The 18,985-nt window shown below is 74.1% G+C and carries 15 protein-coding genes; 11 read left to right on the top strand and 4 right to left on the bottom strand.

From position 1 onward, the window contains the following. Positions 1-331: 331 nt before the first annotated feature. The 3 genes from AC067J_RS40065 (at position 332) to AC067J_RS40055 (ending at position 6,422) form a co-directional block, all read left to right on the top strand. Positions 332-601 carry a WhiB family transcriptional regulator gene (locus tag AC067J_RS40065; RefSeq protein ID WP_030310813.1) on the top strand — a complete coding sequence of 90 codons (270 nt, stop codon included), beginning with the start codon at positions 332-334 and terminating at the stop codon, positions 599-601. A 271-nt stretch (positions 602-872) separates the two neighbouring features. Further along, positions 873-4,763 carry a glycosyltransferase gene (locus tag AC067J_RS40060; protein WP_478307732.1) on the top strand — a complete coding sequence of 1,297 codons (3,891 nt, stop codon included), beginning with the start codon at positions 873-875 and terminating at the stop codon, positions 4,761-4,763. 6 nt (positions 4,764-4,769) lie between these two features. Next, positions 4,770-6,422, top strand: coding sequence for a DUF5719 family protein (locus AC067J_RS40055; RefSeq protein ID WP_478307731.1), 1,653 nt, complete (start codon positions 4,770-4,772; stop codon positions 6,420-6,422). Between the two features lie 69 nt (positions 6,423-6,491). Here the strand turns inward: AC067J_RS40055 and AC067J_RS40050 are convergent, their stop codons facing one another. Next, entirely contained in the window at positions 6,492-6,947 is a 456-nt protein-coding gene (locus AC067J_RS40050) for a metallopeptidase family protein (RefSeq protein WP_327677475.1), read from the bottom strand. A 163-nt stretch (positions 6,948-7,110) separates the two neighbouring features. Between AC067J_RS40050 and AC067J_RS40045 the strand changes: the two genes are divergently transcribed. From AC067J_RS40045 to ahcY, 6 genes are all read left to right on the top strand, one after another. Beyond that, a complete protein-coding gene (locus AC067J_RS40045; RefSeq protein WP_376151580.1) occupies positions 7,111-7,476 on the top strand; it encodes a DUF3499 domain-containing protein in 366 nt (121 codons plus the stop codon). A gap of 163 nt (positions 7,477-7,639) precedes the next feature. Further along, positions 7,640-9,025: a phosphomannomutase/phosphoglucomutase gene (locus AC067J_RS40040; protein ID WP_478307730.1), complete on the top strand. Its 1,386-nt coding sequence runs from the start codon at positions 7,640-7,642 to the stop codon at positions 9,023-9,025. An 86-nt stretch (positions 9,026-9,111) separates the two neighbouring features. Further along, positions 9,112-9,294, top strand: coding sequence for a Trm112 family protein (locus AC067J_RS40035; protein WP_478307729.1), 183 nt, complete (start codon positions 9,112-9,114; stop codon positions 9,292-9,294). A 175-nt stretch (positions 9,295-9,469) separates the two neighbouring features. Further along, the gene (locus tag AC067J_RS40030) at positions 9,470-10,753 is read left to right on the top strand and encodes an SIS domain-containing protein (protein WP_478307728.1); all 1,284 of its coding nucleotides are present in this window, start codon (positions 9,470-9,472) and stop codon (positions 10,751-10,753) included. A 91-nt stretch (positions 10,754-10,844) separates the two neighbouring features. Continuing rightward, complete coding sequence (locus tag AC067J_RS40025) at positions 10,845-11,822, top strand: cation diffusion facilitator family transporter (protein ID WP_478307727.1); 978 nt, start codon at positions 10,845-10,847, stop codon at positions 11,820-11,822. Positions 11,823-12,184: 362 nt separating this feature from the next. Next, positions 12,185-13,633, top strand: a complete 1,449-nt coding sequence (gene ahcY, locus AC067J_RS40020) for an adenosylhomocysteinase (RefSeq protein ID WP_478307726.1) — start codon at positions 12,185-12,187, stop codon at positions 13,631-13,633. 139 nt (positions 13,634-13,772) lie between these two features. Here the strand turns inward: ahcY and AC067J_RS40015 are convergent, their stop codons facing one another. Further along, the gene (locus AC067J_RS40015; RefSeq protein ID WP_478307725.1) at positions 13,773-14,927 is read right to left on the bottom strand and encodes a hypothetical protein; all 1,155 of its coding nucleotides are present in this window, start codon (positions 14,925-14,927) and stop codon (positions 13,773-13,775) included. Further along, positions 14,924-15,493, bottom strand: a complete 570-nt coding sequence (locus AC067J_RS40010; RefSeq protein ID WP_478307724.1) for a SigE family RNA polymerase sigma factor — start codon at positions 15,491-15,493, stop codon at positions 14,924-14,926. Before AC067J_RS40010 ends, AC067J_RS40015 begins: the two co-directional genes overlap by 4 nt. Positions 15,494-15,687: 194 nt before the next feature. Between AC067J_RS40010 and AC067J_RS40005 the strand changes: the two genes are divergently transcribed. After that, complete coding sequence (locus tag AC067J_RS40005) at positions 15,688-16,341, top strand: hypothetical protein (protein ID WP_478307723.1); 654 nt, start codon at positions 15,688-15,690, stop codon at positions 16,339-16,341. A gap of 112 nt (positions 16,342-16,453) precedes the next feature. On the opposite strand, the gene AC067J_RS40000 is transcribed toward AC067J_RS40005, so the two are convergent. Continuing rightward, complete coding sequence (locus AC067J_RS40000; protein ID WP_478307722.1) at positions 16,454-17,395, bottom strand: RDD family protein; 942 nt, start codon at positions 17,393-17,395, stop codon at positions 16,454-16,456. A 223-nt stretch (positions 17,396-17,618) separates the two neighbouring features. On the opposite strand from AC067J_RS40000, the gene AC067J_RS39995 reads away from it, so the two are divergent. Beyond that, positions 17,619-18,623, top strand: coding sequence for a stage II sporulation protein M (locus AC067J_RS39995; RefSeq protein ID WP_478307721.1), 1,005 nt, complete (start codon positions 17,619-17,621; stop codon positions 18,621-18,623). Positions 18,624-18,985 lie beyond the last annotated feature (362 nt).

Genomic DNA, 18,985 nt, shown 5'->3' with positions numbered 1-18,985 from the left:
CCGATGGGGTGATAAATCACCCTCTATGTTTCGATGGGAAGATCGCCGGGAAGGCAGCCCGATGACCGGCCTGTGAGGGTGACTGGATGTCATTCGGTCCCCGGTTGTGAACGGTTCATCAACCTTCGGGTCAATCGGGCGACAAGTCCGATGTGTCCGGTTATGTACACTATTCGTAACGGCTTGGTGCCGGGGAGTGAATCCTGGCCCCAATACCAGAGCTCGGCTTGACGGGGCCAGAGTGACGCAACTGTAATTTCACTCGTGTCGTCGGCCGCACGAGGCAACGGCAACCACGGGGACGCCAATAGGGGCAGAGGAGGCGCGCCACATGAGCGAGCTCTTTGAGCTGTTGATCGGTGACGGCATCGAAGAGGAAGAGGAACTCGGCTGGCAGGAGCGCGCGCTGTGCGCCCAGACCGACCCCGAGTCCTTCTTCCCGGAGAAGGGCGGCTCCACCCGCGAGGCCAAGAAGGTCTGCCTCGCCTGTGAGGTCCGCTCCGAGTGCCTGGAGTACGCCCTGGCCAACGACGAGCGGTTCGGCATCTGGGGCGGCCTCTCCGAGCGCGAGCGCCGCCGGCTCAAGAAGAGCGCCGTCTGACCGGTCCGGCCCGTGGCCCGGTCACCGCTCCGGAGCCCTCCCGACCCCCCGACGACCGCGGTGACGACCGCGGCCCGGACATCCGCATCGTCGTAGAGGCGCCTCACCCCGGTGGTGAGGCGCTTTCGCATTCCCGGCCCTTTCTCCACCGCCCCCGCACCGCTCGCACGGACACCGTGGACGGAGCGGTCATCCGGAGCCGTTAGTGTGGTGCGCCATCCGGTTGCCGTTCACCGGCTGTGTCCACCGAGAACTGGGGCCCGCGCACTCGATGACCGTCTACAGCCACCAGAGCGGACTCTCCGCCAGCAGGCCGCCCGCCTATCCGCGCCACCTGGTCACCGCCGTGATCGTCTCGCACGACGGCGCCCGCTGGCTGCCCCAGGCCCTCGCCGGCCTGCTCGGCCAGGACCGCCAGGTCCAGCGCGTCCTCGCCGTCGACACCGGCTCCACCGACGACTCTCCGCGACTGCTCGCCGACACCCTCGCCGACTGGCTCCCGGAGAGCGGCCCGATCGTCCTCGGCCGCCGTGCCGGCTTCGGCACCGCCGTCGCCGAGGCCGTCTTCAACAGCCCGCCGCTGCGGCCCGAGGACCTGCCCTACCGCCTCGACCCCTCCGGCTACGACCCGGTCACCGGCGGCTGGGACGACTTCGGCGACCCGCTCGGCCAGGACGACGACCTCGGCCGCGGCGGCCCCAGGGAGACCCAGCCGATCGAATGGCTCTGGCTGCTGCACGACGACTGCGAGCCGCAGACCGACGCGCTGCGCCGCCTCCTCCAGGTCGCCGACTCCACCCCCAGCGCCGCCGTGGTCGGCCCCAAGCTGCGCAGCTGGTACGACCGCCGCCAGCTGCTGGAGGTCGGCGTCAGCATCGCCCGCTCCGGCCGCCGCTGGACCGGACTCGACCGCCGCGAGCAGGACCAGGGCCAGCACGACCAGGTCCGCCCGGTGCTCGCCGTCTCCTCCGCCGGCATGCTGGTGCGCCGAGACGTCTTCGAGGAGCTCGGCGGTTTCGACCGGGCCCTGCCGCTGATGCGCGACGACGCCGACTTCTGCTGGCGCGTCAACGCCGCCGGCCACCGCGTCGTGGTCGCCCCCGACGCCGTGCTGCGGCACGCCGAGGCCGCCAGCCGCGAGCGCCGCGCCATCGACTGCGGCCCCGCCCACCCGCACCGGATGGACAAGGCCGGCGCCGTCTACACGCTGCTCGCCAACTCCCGGGGCCTGCTCTTCCCCTACGTCCTGCTGCGGCTGGTGCTCGGCACCGTGCTGCGGGTGGTCGCCAACCTGCTCGGCAAGGACCCGAAGCAGGCCTTCGACGAACTGGCCGGCCTCGGCCACGAACTGATCCGCTTCCCCCGCCTGCTGGCCGCCCGCAAGCGCCGGGCGCGCGCCCGCGCCGCCGACGCACTGGACGACCGGACGCTCTTCCCCGCGCCGGGCGCCACCGCCCGGCTCGCGGTCGAGGGCGCGATCGGCTCGCTCGGCATAGGGGGCGGGGACGACTCCGGAGCCGGCCGGCACGGCTCCGTCGAGGCCGGCCCCGGTGACGAGGACGCCGAGGACCTGGTCGTCGAGCAGTTCACCCTGGTCAAGAAACTGGCACGGCGCCCCGCGCCGGTGCTGTTCGCCGCCCTGCTGGTGTTCGCCCTGGTCGCCTGCCGCGACCTGTTCGGCGGCGGCCACCTGTTCGGCGGCGCCCTGCTGCCCGCCACCGACGGCGCCGCCGGCCTCTGGGCGATGTACGCCGACGCCTGGCACCCGGTCGGCACCGGCTCCACCGCCGCCGCACCGCCCTACCTCGGGGTGCTGTCGGTCCTCTCCTGGCTGCTCTTCGACCACGCCGACCTCGCGGTCACCCTGCTGGTCGTCCTCGCCGTCCCGCTCTCCGCGGTCAGCGCCTACCTGGTGTCCCGGCCGCTGATCGACTCCAAGCTGGTCCGCGCCTGGGCCAGCGCCACCTACGCGCTGCTGCCCGCCGCCACCGGCGCGCTCGCCCAGGGCCGGATCGGCACCGCCGTCCTCGCCGTGCTGCTGCCGCCGCTGGCCCGCGCCGCCGCGATCGGCGCCGGCCTCGGCATCCGCGCCGAGAGCGCCGCCAAGGGCGCCCGGCCCGGCTGGCGCCCGGTCTGGATGACCGTCCTGCTGCTCACCCTGGCCACCGCCTTCGTCCCGCTGGCCTGGGCCCTGGCCGTCCCGCTCTGCCTGGCCATGCTGGTCGTCGCGGTGATCCGGGGCGGCGCCTTCGGCTCCGGCGCCGCCGCGCTGCGCCTGCTCGGCCTGCGCGTCCTGGTGATCCTCGCGGTGCCGGTGGCGGTGCTCGCCCCCTGGTCGTTCCAGGTGCTGTCGCACCCCCGGTGGCTGCTGCTGGAGGCCGGCCTGCCCGGTCTGCACGGCGCCGGCCCGTCCGCGGCCGGCCTGCTCATGGTGAACCCGGGCGGTGCCGGGGTGCCGCCGGTCTGGCTCTCCGCCGGCGTGGTGCTCGCCGCGCTGGCCGCCCTCCTGCGGGCCGACCGCCGCCGCGCGGTGCTCGCCGCCTGGGGCGCCGCCGGGGCCGGGCTGGTCTTCGCGGTCGCGGTGGCCGGCACCTCGGTCACCCCCGCCTCCGGCGGCCCGGACGTGCCCGCCTGGTCCGGCCCGGCCACCCTGCTGGCCGGCATCGCCCTGCTCGCCGCCGCCGCGATCGGCGCCGACGGCGCCAACGCCCGCGTGGCCGGCATCGCCTTCGGCTGGCGCCAGCCGGTCGCCGCCCTGGTGGTGGCGGCCGCGGTGCTCGCGCCGCTCGGCACCGGCCTCTGGTGGGCGCTCACCGGCGCCGACGGACCGCTGCACCGGGCCCGCCCGGCCCAGGTGCCCGCCTTCATCGCGGAGCAGGCCGGCACCACCGACCGCTCCCGCACCCTGGTCGTCACCGGCGATTCCAAGGGCGGCTCGGTCAGCTACACGGTGGTCCGCGGCGCCGGGCTGACGCTCGGCCAGGCCGAGTCCACCGTCGACCCGGCCACCGGCACCACCGCGGGCCTGGACCGGACGGTCGGCAGCCTGCTGGCCGGCTCCGGCGCCGACCAGGCCGACGCGCTCTCCCGCTACGGCATCGCCTACGTGCTGGTCGACCAGCCGCTGATCGGCGCCTTCAAGGACGTCCTCGACACCACTCCCGGCCTGGTCAAGGCCAACCAGGACGGCGGCGCCGCGCTCTGGCAGGTCGACGGCACCCCGGCGACCCGCGCCCTGATCACCGCCCCGGGCACCGTCCCGGTCGTGGTCCCGTCCGGCGAGCGCGACCTCGCCACCACCGTCCCGGCCGGCCCCGAGGGCCGGGTGCTCCGCCTCGCGGAGGCCGCCGGCCCCGAGTGGCAGGCCACCCTGGACGGCACCGCCCTGGAGGCGACCACCGTCGACGGCTGGGCGCAGGGCTTCAAGCTCCCGGCGGCCGGCGGCAAGCTGGCCGTCACCCGGGAGGGCAGCCTGCTGCACACCGGCTGGATCTGGGCCCAGCTGCTGCTCGGCCTGACCGTCCTGGTGCTGGCCCTTCCCGGCCGTCGCAGCCACAAGGACGACGACCTGCCCGAGGACGTGGTCGCCGCCGCCGCACTCGCCGCCGCCGCCCAGGCGCAGGCCCCCGCCCCCGGCAGCCGCCGGGCCCGCCGGATGGCCGAGCGCGGCGAGGGCGCCGAGGGCGAGGGCCCGGAGAACGGCGACCCGGAGGGCGGCGTGTACGAGGGCCGGCCGGGCGCGATCCCGGCCCAGGCCGCCGGCGAGCAGCCGGTCGGCGCGGTCCAGGCGGCCGCCGCCGCCCAGGAGGCCGAGCCGTACGCCGACCCGTACCAGGCCTACCAGCAGGCCGACCCGTACAGCTACGACCCCTACACCGCGCAGCAGCCGGTGGCCGCGCCGTACGGCGGCGGGGCGGGGTACGGGCAGGACGGCGGCTACCAGCCGCAGGCCTACCCGCAGGACACGGGCTACGACCCGTACCAGCAGCAGGACCCGCAGGACCCGACGTACGGCTACGACCAGTACCAGCAGGCCGACCAGCAGCCGTGGGTGCCGGGGCAGCCGCAGGCCGAGCCCTACTACGACCCGAACGGTCCGCACGACCCGAACGATCCGCACGGGCCGGGCCGCTACCCGCACCACCACGGATCGGGGAGCTGACCCGCGATGAAGAAGCCCGCGTTCAAGAAGAAGTCCGACCCGCAGGCCGAGGGGGCAGCGCCGGCGTCCGGCGCCGCCCCGAAGGGCTCCGGCGCGGCGCGGACCACCCGGTCGCTGCTGGCCGCCGCCGTGGTGCTGGCGGCGGTGTACGGGATCGCCGAGCTCCGCCCGCCGGCCGCCCCGACCACCACCGCGGCCGGCGCCGCCTCGGCGCAGGTCGAGCGGACCTCCGCGGTCTGCCCGCAGCCGATCCAGAGCCTCACCGGCGCCACCACGCTCACCGCCTACACCCCGCCGGGCGCCGGGGAGGCCGCTGGCGGCACCGGCTGGATCTCCGACGCGGCGGCGCCCGCGGCCCCGCCGGTCGCCGCGCCGTCCGCGGCCCCGGCCACCCCGGCGCCGACCGGGGCCGGCACCCCCGCGCCCGCCGTCGACAAGAACGCCGCGCCCGCCGACGCCCGGCTCACCCTGGCCAAGCCAGGCACCCCGGTGACCGCCCCGGCCGCCAACGGCGACACCGCCCCGGGCACCGGGGCCGTCGCCACCGGCGCGCTCGCCCCCGGCTTCACCGTCACCCAGACCACCACGGTCACCGAGCAGCGCGGCCTCGGCCTGTCCGGCCTCACCTGCACGCCGTCCGGCACCAGCTTCTGGTTCGCCGGCGCCTCCACGGCCGGGGACCGCACCGACTACATCAGCCTGGTCAACACCGAGCCCACCGCCGCCGTGGTCGACCTCAAGCTCTACGGCGACAAGGGCCTGATCGAGAACGACGCCGCCAACGGCATCACCGTCGCCCCCGGCAGCTCGCAGTCGGTGCTGCTGCCCACGATCAGCAAGGGCCAGGTCGCCGACCTCGCCGTGCAGGTGGTCGCCCGCAGCGGCCGGGTCGGCGCCGCCCTGCACGCCGCCGACGGCTCCAAGGGCGCCGACTGGGTGCCGGCCTCCGCCGGCCCGGCCCCCACCCAGGTGATCCCCGGACTGCCCGCCGACACCACGGCCGCCCGGCTGGTGGTGTGGGCCCCGCCGGAGGACGACGCCGACCTGAAGATCGAGCTCTCCGGCAAGAACGGCTGGTTCACCCCGGCCGGCAACGAGTCCATCCACGTCAAGGCCGGCACGGTGGCCGCCGTCGACCTCGGCAGGATCACCCGCGACGAGGTGGCGGGCCTGCGCCTGTCGCCCACCGACGACAAGCACCCCACCAAGGTGGTGGCGAGCCTGCGGATCGACCGTGCCGCGGCCAACGGCAAGTCCGACGCGGCCTGGCTGAGCGGCGCCGCGCCGGTCGGCGCCCGCGCCACCGTGGCCGACAACCGCGGCGGCGGCGCCTCCACGCTCTTCCTCACCTCCACCGGCGAGGCCGCCACCGTCCGGGTCACCGCCTCGGCGGGCACCGGCGGCGGCACCCCCGCCACCAAGGACGTCGAACTGCCGGCCGGCGGCACGGTCGCCATCCCGGCGCCCGAGCCCACCGGGCTGAACGGCTCCTACGCGCTCACCGTGCAGACCGTCTCCGGCGGACCGGTCACCGCCGCCCGGATGCTCGCGATCACCACCAAGGACGTGCCGATGTTCACCATCCAGGCGCTCCGCGACGACCGCAGCAGCGTGCAGGTCCCGAAGGCGGCCCAGGACCCGGGCGTGGTCCTGCGCTGAGCCGGGAGGACGGCGCAGGGGGCGGTACCCGGTTCGGGTACCGCCCCCTGCGCGTCGGGCCAGGGCCCGTCAGTCCTCGTCGTAGCGCGGGTCGATGGCGTCCGGCGAGAGCCCCAGCAGCTCCGCCACCTGCTCGATCAGGATCTCGTGCACCAGCGCCGCGCGGTCCTCCCGCGACTTCGCCCGGATCTCCACCGGCCGCCGGTACACCACGATCTGACTCTTCCGCCCCTGCCGGCCCGGCGACACCCGGCCCAGCGGCACCCCGCCGTCCGGGTCGGCCGAGCCGTCCGGCTCGTGCAGCGGCACCTCCTGGACGGCGAACTCGACTTCGATCAACTGCGGCCAACGCCGTTCAAGCCGCTCCACCGATTCGCGCACATAGTCGTCGAACAACTCGGAGCGGGTGAGCGAGATCGGTACCTGCGGGGGCGCCAGCGGGCCGCGCAGACCCCTGCCGTGCCGGTCACGGTGCCGGGGGCGGCGCGAAGGACCCGTCGATGACTGCGGTGCGGAGCTGTCCATATCACTGCCGAGGGTAGTCCTTGGACGGTCGGAAGTGGACCACCCCCGCACCTAATCGCCCGGGGCGGCGGGTGCACGCACGGGCGCGCGGACCGCGACACGGGACGCCCTCCGGGCAGGCGGTCTTCGCTCCCCGGCGGGGAGTGCTGTACCGTCCACCCTCGTGAGCTCTGTACGTCGTTGTTCGCGGACCGCGTGCGGCCGGCCGGCCGTCGCGACGCTGACGTACGTCTACGCGGACTCCACCGCCGTCCTCGGCCCGCTCGCGACCTACGCCGAGCCGCACTGCTACGACCTGTGCGCCGAGCACGCCGAGCGCCTCACCGCCCCGCGCGGCTGGGAGGTGGTCCGGCTGGTCGCCGAGGCCGGCCCGCTCCGCCGCAGCAGCGACGACCTCGAAGCGCTCGCCAACGCCGTCCGCGAGGCCGCCCGCCCGCAGACCCCCCGTCAGGGCCGCGGCCCCGAGGGCGATTCCACCGAGGGCGGCCGCCGCGGCCACCTCCGGGTGCTCCGCTCGCCCGACAACTGACATCCGGGCCCCCACCCCGCCTCGCACGGACGCCGCCACCGGCCCCGGTACGCTGCCCCCTGACCGGGTACCGGCCGCCGCCGGGCCCGGACGTATCGTGACCGTGGGCGACCAGCCCGTCGACCGACCCGTCGATCAGACAGAGAACCAGGGTGGAGCCGCAGTGCGCGACCTCAAGCAGCTCGTGAAGGCGTACGACGTCCGAGGCGTCGTCCCGGACCAGTGGGACGAGAGCCTCGCCCGGGCCTTCGGCGCCGCGTTCGTGCAGGTCACCGGGGCGACCGCGATCGTGGTCGGCCACGACATGCGACCCTCCTCCCCGTCGCTCAGCCTGGCCTTCGCCGACGGCGCGGCCGGCTACGGCGCCGACGTCGTCCTGATCGGCCTCTGCTCCACCGACCAGCTGTACTACGCCAGCGGCTCGCTCGACCTGCCCGGCGCGATGTTCACCGCCAGCCACAACCCGGCCCAGTACAACGGCATCAAGCTCTGCCGGGCCGGCGCCGCCCCGGTCGGCCAGGACACCGGCCTCTCCGAGATCCGCGAGTTGGTCGAGTCCTGGACCGCCGCCGACGACACCGTCACCGTGCCGGCCAGGGACGTCGAGCGCGGCGCCCTCTCCGAGCAGGACACCCTGCGCGGCTACGCCGACCACCTGCTCGGCCTGGTCGACCTCACCGCGATCCGTCCGCTCAAGGTCGCCGTCGACGCGGGCAACGGCATGGGCGGCCACACCGTCCCGACCGTCTTCGACGGCCTGCCGATCGAGCTCGTCCCGATGTACTTCGAGCTGGACGGCACCTTCCCCAACCACGAGGCCAACCCGCTCGACCCGAAGAACCTGGTCGACCTCCAGGCCAAGGTCCGCGAGACCGGCGCCGACCTCGGGCTCGCCTTCGACGGCGACGCCGACCGCTGCTTCGTCGTCGACGAGCGCGGCGAGCCGGTCTCCCCGTCCGCCATCACCGCGCTGGTCGCCGCCCGCGAGATCGCCCGCGCCCGCGCCGCCGGCGAGGACGAGCCGACCGTCATCCACAACCTGATCACCTCGTGGACCGTCCCCGAGGTGGTCCGCGAGCTCGGCGGCAAGCCGGTCCGCACCCGGGTCGGCCACTCCTTCATCAAGCAGGAGATGGCCGTCACCGACGCGGTCTTCGGCGGCGAGCACTCCGCGCACTACTACTTCCGCGACTTCTGGCGCGCCGACACCGGCATGCTCGCCGCACTGCACGTGCTTGCCGCCCTCGGCGGGCAGGACGGCACCCTCTCCGCACTCACCGCCGAGTACGACCGGTACGCCGCCTCCGGCGAGATCAACAGCACCGTCGCCGACCAGGCCGACCGGACCGCCGCCGTCCGCGCCGCCTACGCCGGCCTGGAGGACGCCGGCGTCGACGAACTGGACGGCCTCACCGTGGCCGGCCCGGACTGGTGGTTCAACCTGCGTGCCTCCAACACCGAGCCGCTGCTGCGCCTGAACGTCGAGGCGAAGGACCCGGCGAGGATGGCCGAGCTGCGCGACGGCGTCCTCGCGCTCGTCCGCGCCTGACGCACACCCGTCGTGCCCCGGCCGGTAGGGTTTCCTCTCGGCCGGGGCACCGCCGTGCCACCCCTTTGAACTGGAGCCCGAACCCCATGAAGCTCGAATCCTTCCTGCTGGAGATCCTGGTCTGCCCGCAGTGCCGGTCCGCGCTCACCGAGGGCGGCACCGAGGAGCAGCCGGAGCTGGTCTGCACCGGCGAGAGCTGCGGCCTGGCCTACCCGGTCCGGGACGGCATTCCGGTCCTGCTGGTGGACGAGGCCCGCCGCCCGGCGTGATCCTTGGGGGCGGGCGCCACTGCGCCCGACCCGCACGCCCCGCAGTACCCGCCCGACCCGCACGCCCCGCCCGACCCGCACCATCCGCACGCCCCGATCTCCGCGCGGTACGACCGTGCCGCGCCCCCTCAGCCAGCAGCCCTCAGCGCCCAGCCAGCAGCCGGAGGCCCGCCGCATGCTCGACGACACCCTGCTCGACGACCCGGCCGCCCTCCAGCGCGCCGACCACGACCGCGCCCTGCTGGCCCTCGCCGGCTCCGGCGCCCGGGTCCGCACCGCACTGCGGCTCGCCGAAGCCGCCGGAGTCGACCGGCTCCGCCCGGACGGCCGCCCGCGCGCCGTCCTGGTCGCCGGGCACGGCAGCGCCCTGACCGCCGCCGAGATGCTCGCCGCCCTGGCCGGCACCGCCAGCCTGGTCACCCCGCTGCCGCCCACCGACGCCGCGCCCGTCCCGCGCACCGACCGGGCCACCGCGCCGCCCGTCTTCACCACCGGCCTGGCGTGGCAGCTCCCCGGCTGGGCCGGCCCGCTCGACCTGCTGGTGGTCAGCTCCGGCGACGGCAACGAGCAGGGCCTGGTCTCCCTCGCCGAGCAGGCGTACGCGCGCGGCTGCGCCATCGTCGTCACCGCGCCCGAGGGCAGCCCGCTCGCCGAGGCCGCGCTCCAGGTCCGCGCCCTGCCGCTGCCCTTCGTGCCGGCCGGCCCGTCGGTCGACCCGTCGGACGACGGCCCCCCGTCCGCGGCCGCGCACGGCGCCGAGCCCGACCTGCCCGCCGAGGACCCGGCCGCGCTCTGGGCCCACCTGACCCCGCTGCTGGCGCTCAGCCAGAAGCTCGGCATCACCCAGCTGCCGTACGACGCGCTGGCGGCCACCGCCGACCTGCTGGACGAGACCGCCGTCCGCTGCCGCCCCGACGCCGCCGCGTACACCAATCCGGCCAAGGGGCTGGCCGCCCGGCTGGCCGGGACGGTGCCGCTGCTCTGGGCCGAGGGCCCGGTGGCCGGTGCGGCCGCGGGCCGGTTCGCCGCCCAGCTCGCCGACCGGGCCGGCCGACCGGCCCTCGCCGGGCTGCTGCCGCAGGTGCTCACCGCGCACCGCGGCATGTTCACCGGCCAACTCGGCGCGGGCGCCGATCCGGACGACTTCTTCCGCGACCGCGTCGAGGAGCCGGACCCGCTGCACCTCCAGGTCCTGCTGCTGCGGCACATCCCCGGCGAGCGGCCCCCCGCCGCCCCGGTCGCGCCCGGTGAGCCGGACGGCGGTCCGGCCGAGGTCCCGGCCGACGACGAGGGCCCGCGCAGCTTCGGCGCCTCCCGGGCGCACCGGCTCGCCGCCGCCCACGACGTCCGGCTGACCGAGTACGCCAGCCGCCGGGCCGACCCGCTGCACGCGCTGGCCGACCTGGTCGCGCTCACCGACTTCGCCGCCGTCTACCTCGGGCTCGCGGCGCAGTCCTGAACACGGCCGGGCGGGCCCGGTACCGTATGCGCTCGACAACGACTGGGCGCGGGCTGCGTGGACGGCCCCCGACGGAGGGACCTTCCCGAGCATGAGCACCGAAGGCGGTACCAAGGCACTCGTCGCGGCGTTGTCCGCGAACCTGGGCATTGCGGTGAGCAAGTTCGTCGCCTTCGCGTTCTCGGGCTCCTCGTCGATGCTCGCGGAGGGCGTCCACTCGATCGCCGACTCCGGCAACCAGGTGCTGCTGCTGGTCGGCGGCAAGCGCTCGCAGCGCGCGGCCACCCAGGAGCACCCGTTCGGCTACGGCCGCGAGCGGTACATCTACGCGTTCCTGGTCTCGATCGTGCTGTTCAGTGTCGGCGGCATGTTCGCGATCTACGAGGGCTACGAGAAGATCGCCCACCCGCACGAGCTGCACAACTGGTACTGGCCGGTCGGCGTGCTGGTCTTCGCGATCGGGCTGGAGGCCTGGTCCTTCTTCACCGCGTACCGCGAGGCCGTCAAGGACAAGGGCGGCCACGGCTGGACCGCGTACATCCGCCGGGCCAAGGCCCCCGAGCTGCCGGTCGTGCTGCTGGAGGACACCGGCGCCCTGATCGGTCTGGTGCTGGCGCTGTTCGGCGTCGGCCTGACCGTGATCACCGGCGACGCGGTCTGGGACGGCATCGGCACGCTGTCGATCGGCGTGCTGCTGATCGCCATCGCGCTCGTGCTGGCGGTGGAGACCAGGTCGCTGCTGATCGGCGAGTCCGCCCACCCCGAGGTGGTGGCCGAGATCCGCGACGCGCTGGTCGACCACGACTCCGTCACCCGGGTGATCCACATGCGGACGATGCACCTCGGCCCGGAGGAGCTGCTGGTCGCAGCCAAGATCGCGGTCCCCGCCGACTCCACCGCCACCGAGGTCGCCGAGGCCATCGACGCCGCCGAGGCGCGCGTCCGCCGCGCCGTGAAGATCGCCCGGGTGATCTACCTGGAGCCGGACATCTTCAGCGCGGAGAAGGAGGCCCAGGGCGACGACCCGTACGCCACGCCCGGCGGGCCGGCGCCGGACGCCGCGCACTGACCGCGTACTGACCGCGCGCGCCCGCTCGGGGTGTCGTGCGCGGGCGTGTGCGAGGGCGTGCGCGCCGTCCCGGGCGAGGCCGAAAAACGGTCGTACCGGGCCGCCGCCCGGGGCCTCCGGTGTAGATTCGTCCTCAGAGCCAGAACGTCGCTGCTGATGGCGGTCGATCGGCGCCCGTGCCCGCGAGGGCGCGCGCCGGTCGAGGGACAGAGGTCCTCCGACGGTTTGTGCGAGCAGCAGGGCACCGGTCCGCCCCGGACCGCGGCCGTCCCGGCGTCGCCGCGTACCCGTGCGGCCCGCCGCGCTGTGACGCACCCCGAGGACCTTGGCCATGCCCCACCCCATCAGCGAGGAGCAGACGCATGTCGACCGACATCACCGGTGACTTCAAGGTCGCCGACCTTTCCCTGGCGCCGTTCGGCCGCAAGGAGATCCAGCTGGCCGAGCACGAGATGCCCGGCCTGATGGCGATCCGCGCCGAGTACGCCGCCACCCAGCCGCTGGCCGGCGCCCGGATCACCGGCTCGCTGCACATGACCGTGCAGACCGCCGTCCTGATCGAGACCCTCACCGCGCTCGGCGCCGACGTCCGCTGGTGCTCCTGCAACATCTTCTCCACCCAGGACCACGCCGCCGCCGCCATCGCGGTCGGCCCGGAGGGCACCCCGGAGAACCCGCAGGGCGTGCCGGTCTTCGCCTGGAAGGGCGAGACCCTGGACGAGTACTGGTGGTGCACCGAGCAGGCGCTCACCTGGCCGAACGGCCAGACCCCGAACATGATCCTGGACGACGGCGGCGACGCCACCCTGCTGATCCACAAGGGCGTCGAGTTCGAGAAGGCGGGCGCCGCTCCGGACCCGTCCACCGCGGACAACGACGAGTTCCGGATCATCCTGGAGCTGCTCAACCGCACGCTCAAGGACACCCCGAACAAGTGGACCGAGGTCGCCGCCACCATCAAGGGCGTCACCGAGGAGACCACCACCGGCGTCCACCGCCTGTACGAGATGCACCGCGACGGCAAGCTGCTGTTCCCGGCCATCAACGTCAACGACTCGGTCACCAAGTCGAAGTTCGACAACAAGTACGGCTGCCGCCACTCGCTGATCGACGGCATCAACCGTGCCACCGACGTCCTGATCGGCGGCAAGGTCGCCGTCGTCGCCGGCTACGGCGACGTGGGCAAGGGCTGTGCGGAGTCGCTGCGCGGCCAGGGCGCCCGGGTCATCGTCACCGAGATCGACCCGATCTGCGCGCTGCAGGCGGCGATGGACGGCTACCAGGTCACCACCCTGGACGAGGTCGTCGAGACCGCCGACATCTTCATCACCACGACCGGCAACAAGGACATCATCATGGCCTCCCACATGGCCCGGATGAAGCACCAGGCCATCGTGGGCAACATCGGCCACTTCGACAACGAGATCGACATGGCCGGCCTCGCGAAGCTCCCGGGCGTCGTGAAGACCGAGGTCAAGCCGCAGGTCCACGAGTGGCGCAAGGCCGACGGCCGCACCATCATCGTCCTCTCCGAGGGCCGCCTGCTGAACCTGGGCAACGCGACCGGCCACCCGTCCTTCGTGATGTCCAACTCCTTCGCCAACCAGACGATCGCCCAGATCGAGCTGTTCACGAAGACCGAGCAGTACCCGATCGGCGTCTACGTGCTGCCGAAGCACCTGGACGAGAAGGTCGCCCGCCTGCACCTCGACGCGCTGGGCGTGAAGCTCACCACCCTCAGCCAGGAGCAGGCCGACTACATCGGCGTCGCGGTCGACGGCCCGTACAAGCCGGAGCAGTACCGCTACTGATCCGCTGGCGCGCGGTCGGTCGAAGCACGCCGGTGGCCGGCACCCCTTCGCGGGGGTGCCGGCCACCGGCGTTTCAGGGGTGCGTGACCGTCTGCGCGACCGTCCAGGTGCGCGACCGGGGGTGCGGTCAGGGGCGAGGTCAGGGGACGACGACGTCGGTGGTCCAGCCGGTCGGGTCGGTGCCCAGTGCGGTGACGCGGTCCAGCCAGCCCTGGAGGCCGCCGACCGAGGCGAACGGGGCGTCGCCGAGGTCGGACATCGCGCACACGTACAACCCCTGCTCGGTCTTGCAGGCCCGGGGCACCTCGGGTTCGCCCGGAGGGCGCGGGGGCAGTTTGTACGCCGGGTCGACCTCGACGTCGGGACGGGCGACGACGTTGACGTACCCGTTCCCCAGCTTGTAGCTGACGGAGGCCTCCCACGGGTAGCCCGTGGTGGGGTCGACACCGACGTCGAAGACCGCGCCGTCCGGGACGGCGTCCGAGGGGACGCCCTTGATGGTGAACGGCATGGCGGCGGCCTGCCGGCCGGTCCGGACGCCCGCGGCGATCAGGGGCAGCAGCTCCTCCACGCGATCGGTGTCCATGTAGGCCGCGGTCAGTTCGGCCCAGCGCCCGTCGGCCGTCCGGAACCGGAGGATGCGCTGGCCGCCGAGCGCGGTCGGCTTGTCCGGCCCGGTGCCGCGCCAGTACGCCGGCTGCCCGTTCACCGGCGCGGTGGCGACCAGGTGCCACTGGACGTCCTGCACCGTGGTGTCGAGGGGCGGCACCTCGCCGGGCGCGAAGACGTCCAGGAAGATCAGCTTGCGGTTGGGGTTCTCGGTGTTCAGCCTCGGACCGATCGCCTTGATGCTCAGCTTCCACGGCGCGGTGAGCGGGCCGGAGATGTACGTGTACTGGTCGAAGCCGGCGGGCAGCCAGCCGTAGGCGGCGTCCACCACCATCGGGTCGCGGCCGGTGTCCGGACCGAACCGCGGGAGGTCGGGCACCCCGCCGGCGAGCCGCGACGTGGTGGCGTCCGGGGGGTCCGGGTTCCCGAACGGCAGCGCCGCGCCGACCACCGACGCGCCGAGGACCACCGCGGTCACCGCGCCGAGCACCCCGGCCCGGCGGCGGCGCAGCCGGGTCCGGCCGGCGCGGATCGCCGAGGCGGTGTCCGGGCGCCCGGCGGGCGCGGGGGAGTCGGCCAGCCGGGCGAGCCCCGCGACCAGGCGGCTCTCGTCGCCTTCGGTGTGGAGCGGGTCCGTCTGGCCGCTTCGGTGGGTGAGGTCGCTTCGGTGGGTGAGGTCGGTCATCGCGAGATCCCTTCTGCTTCTGCCGGTACCGGGAGCCGGAGTTCGCGGAGTTCGCGGAAGTCCTCGCGGCGCTGCCACACGTCGAGGGCGCGGCGTAGTGCGTCGAGGCCCCGGGAGGACTGGCTCTTGACGTTGCCCGTGGAGCACTCCAGCGCGGCGGCGGTCTGCTCGACCGTCAGGTCGCAGTAGTAGCGGAGCACCACCGTGGCCCGCTGCCGGGGCGGCAGCGCGGCCAGCGCGCGGCGGAGGTCGACCGAGGTGTCCACGTCCGGCACGGCGACGGCGGCCTCCGGCACCGTCTCGGTGCCGCGGCGGGCGGTCCACCGCCACCACGGGGAGCGCTGCTCGGCGAGGAACGTGTTCAGCAGCACCGTCCGGGCGTAGCCGTCCAGGTTCTCCACGCCGGAGAGCCGGCCCCAGCGCACGTACAGCTTGGTGATCGACTCCTGGACCAGGTCGTCCGCGCGGTGCCAGTCCCCGCAGAGCAGGTAGGCCACCTTGCGGAGCCACGGCGCCCTGGCCGCGACGAACTCCGTGAACTCGGCGTCGCGGGTCTGCTTCGCCATGGATGGTTGCTCCCTTCCGGCGGCGCCACGGTCGCGGCGTCCACCTCCCTGATGCGGCGCCGCCGCGGGAGGTTGCACGGCTGTTCGAAGTCGTCCCGGCCGCGGGGGCGGGGTGGGGAGCAGGGAGCAGGGAGCGGTGGAGGCGGCGGGACGGGGGAGAACGCCCGGTCGGGGCCGGACGTAGGCTTTCGGGCATGCCCAACGGCCGGTACTCGCTCCACGACACCCATGACCACCTGCTGCTCGGTGAGGAGCGCTTCAGCTGCGCGCCCGGCCCGGCCGGCTGGCGGTACGTCTCCAAGACCTACGCGCCGGACGGCCGCGTCCTCGGCACGGTGGACCTGACGCTGGACTCGCGGGCCCGGCCGCTGCGGATGGAACTGCGGGCGGGTGGCTGGCAGGTGCGGGGCGGCGCCGTCGACGGGGTCGCCTGGGTGCGGGCCGACGCGGACGACCCGGCCGGCGAGCAGGCGGCGGAGGGACACGACCGGGCGCACGGCTTCGCCGGGCGCTCGCCGGCGTTCCTGGTCGCCACCGCCCGGCTGCTGCGGCTGCGGGAAGGGGCGAGCACCCGGGTACGGCTGGTCGCGTTCACCGAACCGGTGCTGGCGCCGCGCACCTTCGACCAGGGGTGGCTGCTGGAGGGAGTGGACACGCACGCGACCGACTCGGGACCGCTGCTGGTCGAGCGGTACCAGGTGGCGGACCTGGAGACGGGCGAGCAGCAGGTGGTGCACCTGGCGGGGGACGTGGTGCTGGCCGCGGGCGGGATCGAGCTGGAGGAGTTGGAGTCGCCGCCGAACGCCTGGCCGGCCGAGTTCGGGTACGGCGAGGGCCTGGGCGGCTGAGGTCGGGGGAGTCCGGGAGCGTCCCGGAGCGTTCTGGGGCGTTCTGGGGCGGACCGCTTCTCGGAAGGTCCGTCCGGGCGGGGGCGACTGCGCGGGCGGGGTGCGCGCGGGCTCAGGCGGGCGGGGCGAAGCCGGTGCCGGGGGCCGGCTTCGGAGCGGGCTCCGGCGCCGCGGAGGCGGCGGGCGCGGCAGGCGCGGCGGGGGCCGTCGGCTGCGGGTAGGACTGGTGCGGCTGCGCCTGGGCGGCCTGCGCCTGGTGCTGTGCCTGCTGTCGGCTCTGCTGGAACGCGTGCCCCTGCGCCCGGTCCCACTCACGGCGCTGGCGCTCGGTCAGTACCGCGCCGAGGTACGCCGCCGGATGCACGCCGTACGGGACCGGATGGCCGGTGCGGGCGGTCAGGTCGTCCGCGAGCCTGGCCGACATCTGGTGGGCCACCGCCGGGTCCAGCTCGCCGACCCGCCCGAGCAACTGGCGGACGGCCAGCCAGAGCGGCTCCGGCACGGCGGAGAGGTCCAGCGCGACCAGGTCGCCGCCGATCGCCTGCAGCAGCTGCGGGTGCACCGGCGGCAGCGCCGTGGCGGCACCACCGCTGCCGGGTACGCGTTCGCGGATCACCAGCGTCCCCGCGAAGACGTCGCCCAGCCGCTTGCCCTCCGAGGACACCATCGAGCAGATCACGGCCGGTACGCCGAAGAGCACGATGATCTCCAGGAAGCCGACCAGTCCGCGGACCAGCGAGTGCCGGAACCGCACCGGCCCGCCGTCGCTGCGCACCACCCGGAGCCCGAACGCGGCCTTTCCGAGCGAGCGCCCGCGGGTCAGGGTCTCGACCATGACCGGCAGGGCCACCAGGAAGAACACCATCAGCCCGAGCGTCACCGCGGCGACCGCCGCGCCGTCGATGTCGACGAGGGTCAGGCTCAGGACCAGCGACACCACCACCAGTCCGGCGGTCTGCAGGGCGAGGTCCAGTGCGACGGCCAGCGCCCGGCTCGGAAGCTTCGCCGCGCGCAGGCCGAGGACGACCGCCTCGCCCGTCACCAGGTCGCTCAAGACACCCGTCCGTTCCCGTCGGTGGTTCGTGGTCCGCGATCCGTGGGGAGAAGGGGATCCGTCGGATCGGCCCCCACGATCCCGTGTTCCGCAGTCGTCAACATACGGGGCCTCGGACCCGGTCGGGAAGGGAGGTCCCGGACGCCCGCGCGCACCCGTGCCCTGGCATGCTGGGCGCACCTGTCCGACCTGCCCGCCCCCGCGCCGACCATGGAGCCGCCGAATGGACCTGGACGTCTTCGTCGCCACCCACCAGGGGGAGTGGGCCCGGCTGGACGCCCTCGCCAGGCGGCGGCGCCTCACCGGGGAGGAGGCGGACGAGCTGGTCCACCTGTACCAGCGCGCCACCGGCCACCTCGCCAAGGTCCAGGCCGCGGCGCCCGACCCCACCCTCGAAGGCCGGCTCACCAGCCTGGTCTCACGGGCCCGCGACTCGGTCACGGGCAGCCGGACCAGTGGCTGGCGGGACGTCGCCCGCTACTACACCGTGGGTTTCCCGGCCGCGCTCTACCGCTCACGCCGCTGGTGGCTGCCGGTCGCGATCCTCTCCATGCTCGCGACCGCACTGGTCGCCTGGTGGGTGGCCGGCCACCCCGAGGTCCGGAACAGCCTGGCCACCCCGGACCAGATCCGTGAGATGACCAGGCCCGGTGGCGACTACGAGGCCTACTACTCGGACCGCCCCGCCAGCTCCTTCGCCGCCCAGGTCTGGACGAACAACGCCTGGATCGCCGTGCAGTGCCTGCTCTACGGCGTCGCGCTCGGTGTCCCGGTGGTGATGGTGCTCTGGAGCAACGTCCTCAACCTCGGTCTGGGCGTCGGCCTGATGGCGTCCGCCGGTCGGCTGGACATCTTCCTCGGCCTGCTCATCCCGCACGGCCTGCTGGAGCTGACCGCGGTCTTCGTCGCCGGTGGCCTGGGTCTGCGTCTCGGCTGGACGATCGTCGATCCCGGCCCGCGCACCCGCGCGACCGCCCTGGCAGAACAGGGCCGGTCCATCATCGGCATGGCCATGGGCCTCGCGACCGTCCTCGCCGTGTCGGGCGTCCTGGAAGCTTTCGTCACCCCCTCCGGCCTGCCCACCTGGGCACGGATCGCGATCGGCGTGCTGGCAGAGGTCGCTTTCCTCTTCTACGCGCTGGTGTTGGGACGAAAGGCCGCGGCGACGGGAGAAACCGGCGATCTGGAGGAGGCCGACCGGGCGGACCTTCAGCCGGTCGCCGCCTGAGTCGATGTGATCAGCAGGCTCCTGACCTGCTAGTCTTCTCGCATCTCAGCTAAACCATTGACGTGGTCGGGCTGGGCTAGTAGGTTTGAACGGTTGCGACCGACTGGACACCAGTCGGGGACAGGCGTTAGTGTCTACGACACCGCCGAGTCGAGGTGAGCGCGTTTCATGAATGCGCATCCTCTCCGACAAGGTAAATCCCGGAACTGAGCACACCGAAAGCTTTGATAAGCTTCGGAGCGAAGTCGAAGGAAATCCCCCAGTGGGAATCGGATGAATGAAACTCCGGAAAACGGAGCGGAAAACATCTGGTAAGCTGGAAACACGAAAGAACGAAGCGCCCGGAGGGCCGGTGTGAAAGC

Source organism: Kitasatospora sp. NPDC042419 (assembly GCF_056437345.1).
Note: the sequence above shows the minus strand (reverse complement) of the source record. Positions and strands in the feature narration are given on the sequence as shown.

Bases quoted from the DNA above. Each gene is read 5' to 3' on its own strand.
- AC067J_RS40065 (WP_030310813.1), top strand. From the start codon at position 332: ATGAGCGAGCTCTTTGAGCTGTTGATCGGTGACGGCATCGAAGAGGAA.
- AC067J_RS40060 (WP_478307732.1), top strand. From the start codon at position 873: ATGACCGTCTACAGCCACCAGAGCGGACTCTCCGCCAGCAGGCCGCCC.
- AC067J_RS40055 (WP_478307731.1), top strand. From the start codon at position 4,770: ATGAAGAAGCCCGCGTTCAAGAAGAAGTCCGACCCGCAGGCCGAGGGG.
- AC067J_RS40050 (WP_327677475.1), bottom strand. From the start codon at position 6,947: ATGGACAGCTCCGCACCGCAGTCATCGACGGGTCCTTCGCGCCGCCCC.
- AC067J_RS40035 (WP_478307729.1), top strand. From the start codon at position 9,112: ATGAAGCTCGAATCCTTCCTGCTGGAGATCCTGGTCTGCCCGCAGTGC.
- AC067J_RS40030 (WP_478307728.1), top strand. From the start codon at position 9,470: ATGCTCGACGACACCCTGCTCGACGACCCGGCCGCCCTCCAGCGCGCC.
- AC067J_RS40025 (WP_478307727.1), top strand. From the start codon at position 10,845: ATGAGCACCGAAGGCGGTACCAAGGCACTCGTCGCGGCGTTGTCCGCG.
- ahcY (WP_478307726.1), top strand. From the start codon at position 12,185: ATGTCGACCGACATCACCGGTGACTTCAAGGTCGCCGACCTTTCCCTG.
- AC067J_RS40015 (WP_478307725.1), bottom strand. From the start codon at position 14,927: ATGACCGACCTCACCCACCGAAGCGACCTCACCCACCGAAGCGGCCAG.
- AC067J_RS40010 (WP_478307724.1), bottom strand. From the start codon at position 15,493: ATGGCGAAGCAGACCCGCGACGCCGAGTTCACGGAGTTCGTCGCGGCC.
- AC067J_RS40005 (WP_478307723.1), top strand. From the start codon at position 15,688: ATGCCCAACGGCCGGTACTCGCTCCACGACACCCATGACCACCTGCTG.
- AC067J_RS39995 (WP_478307721.1), top strand. From the start codon at position 17,619: ATGGACCTGGACGTCTTCGTCGCCACCCACCAGGGGGAGTGGGCCCGG.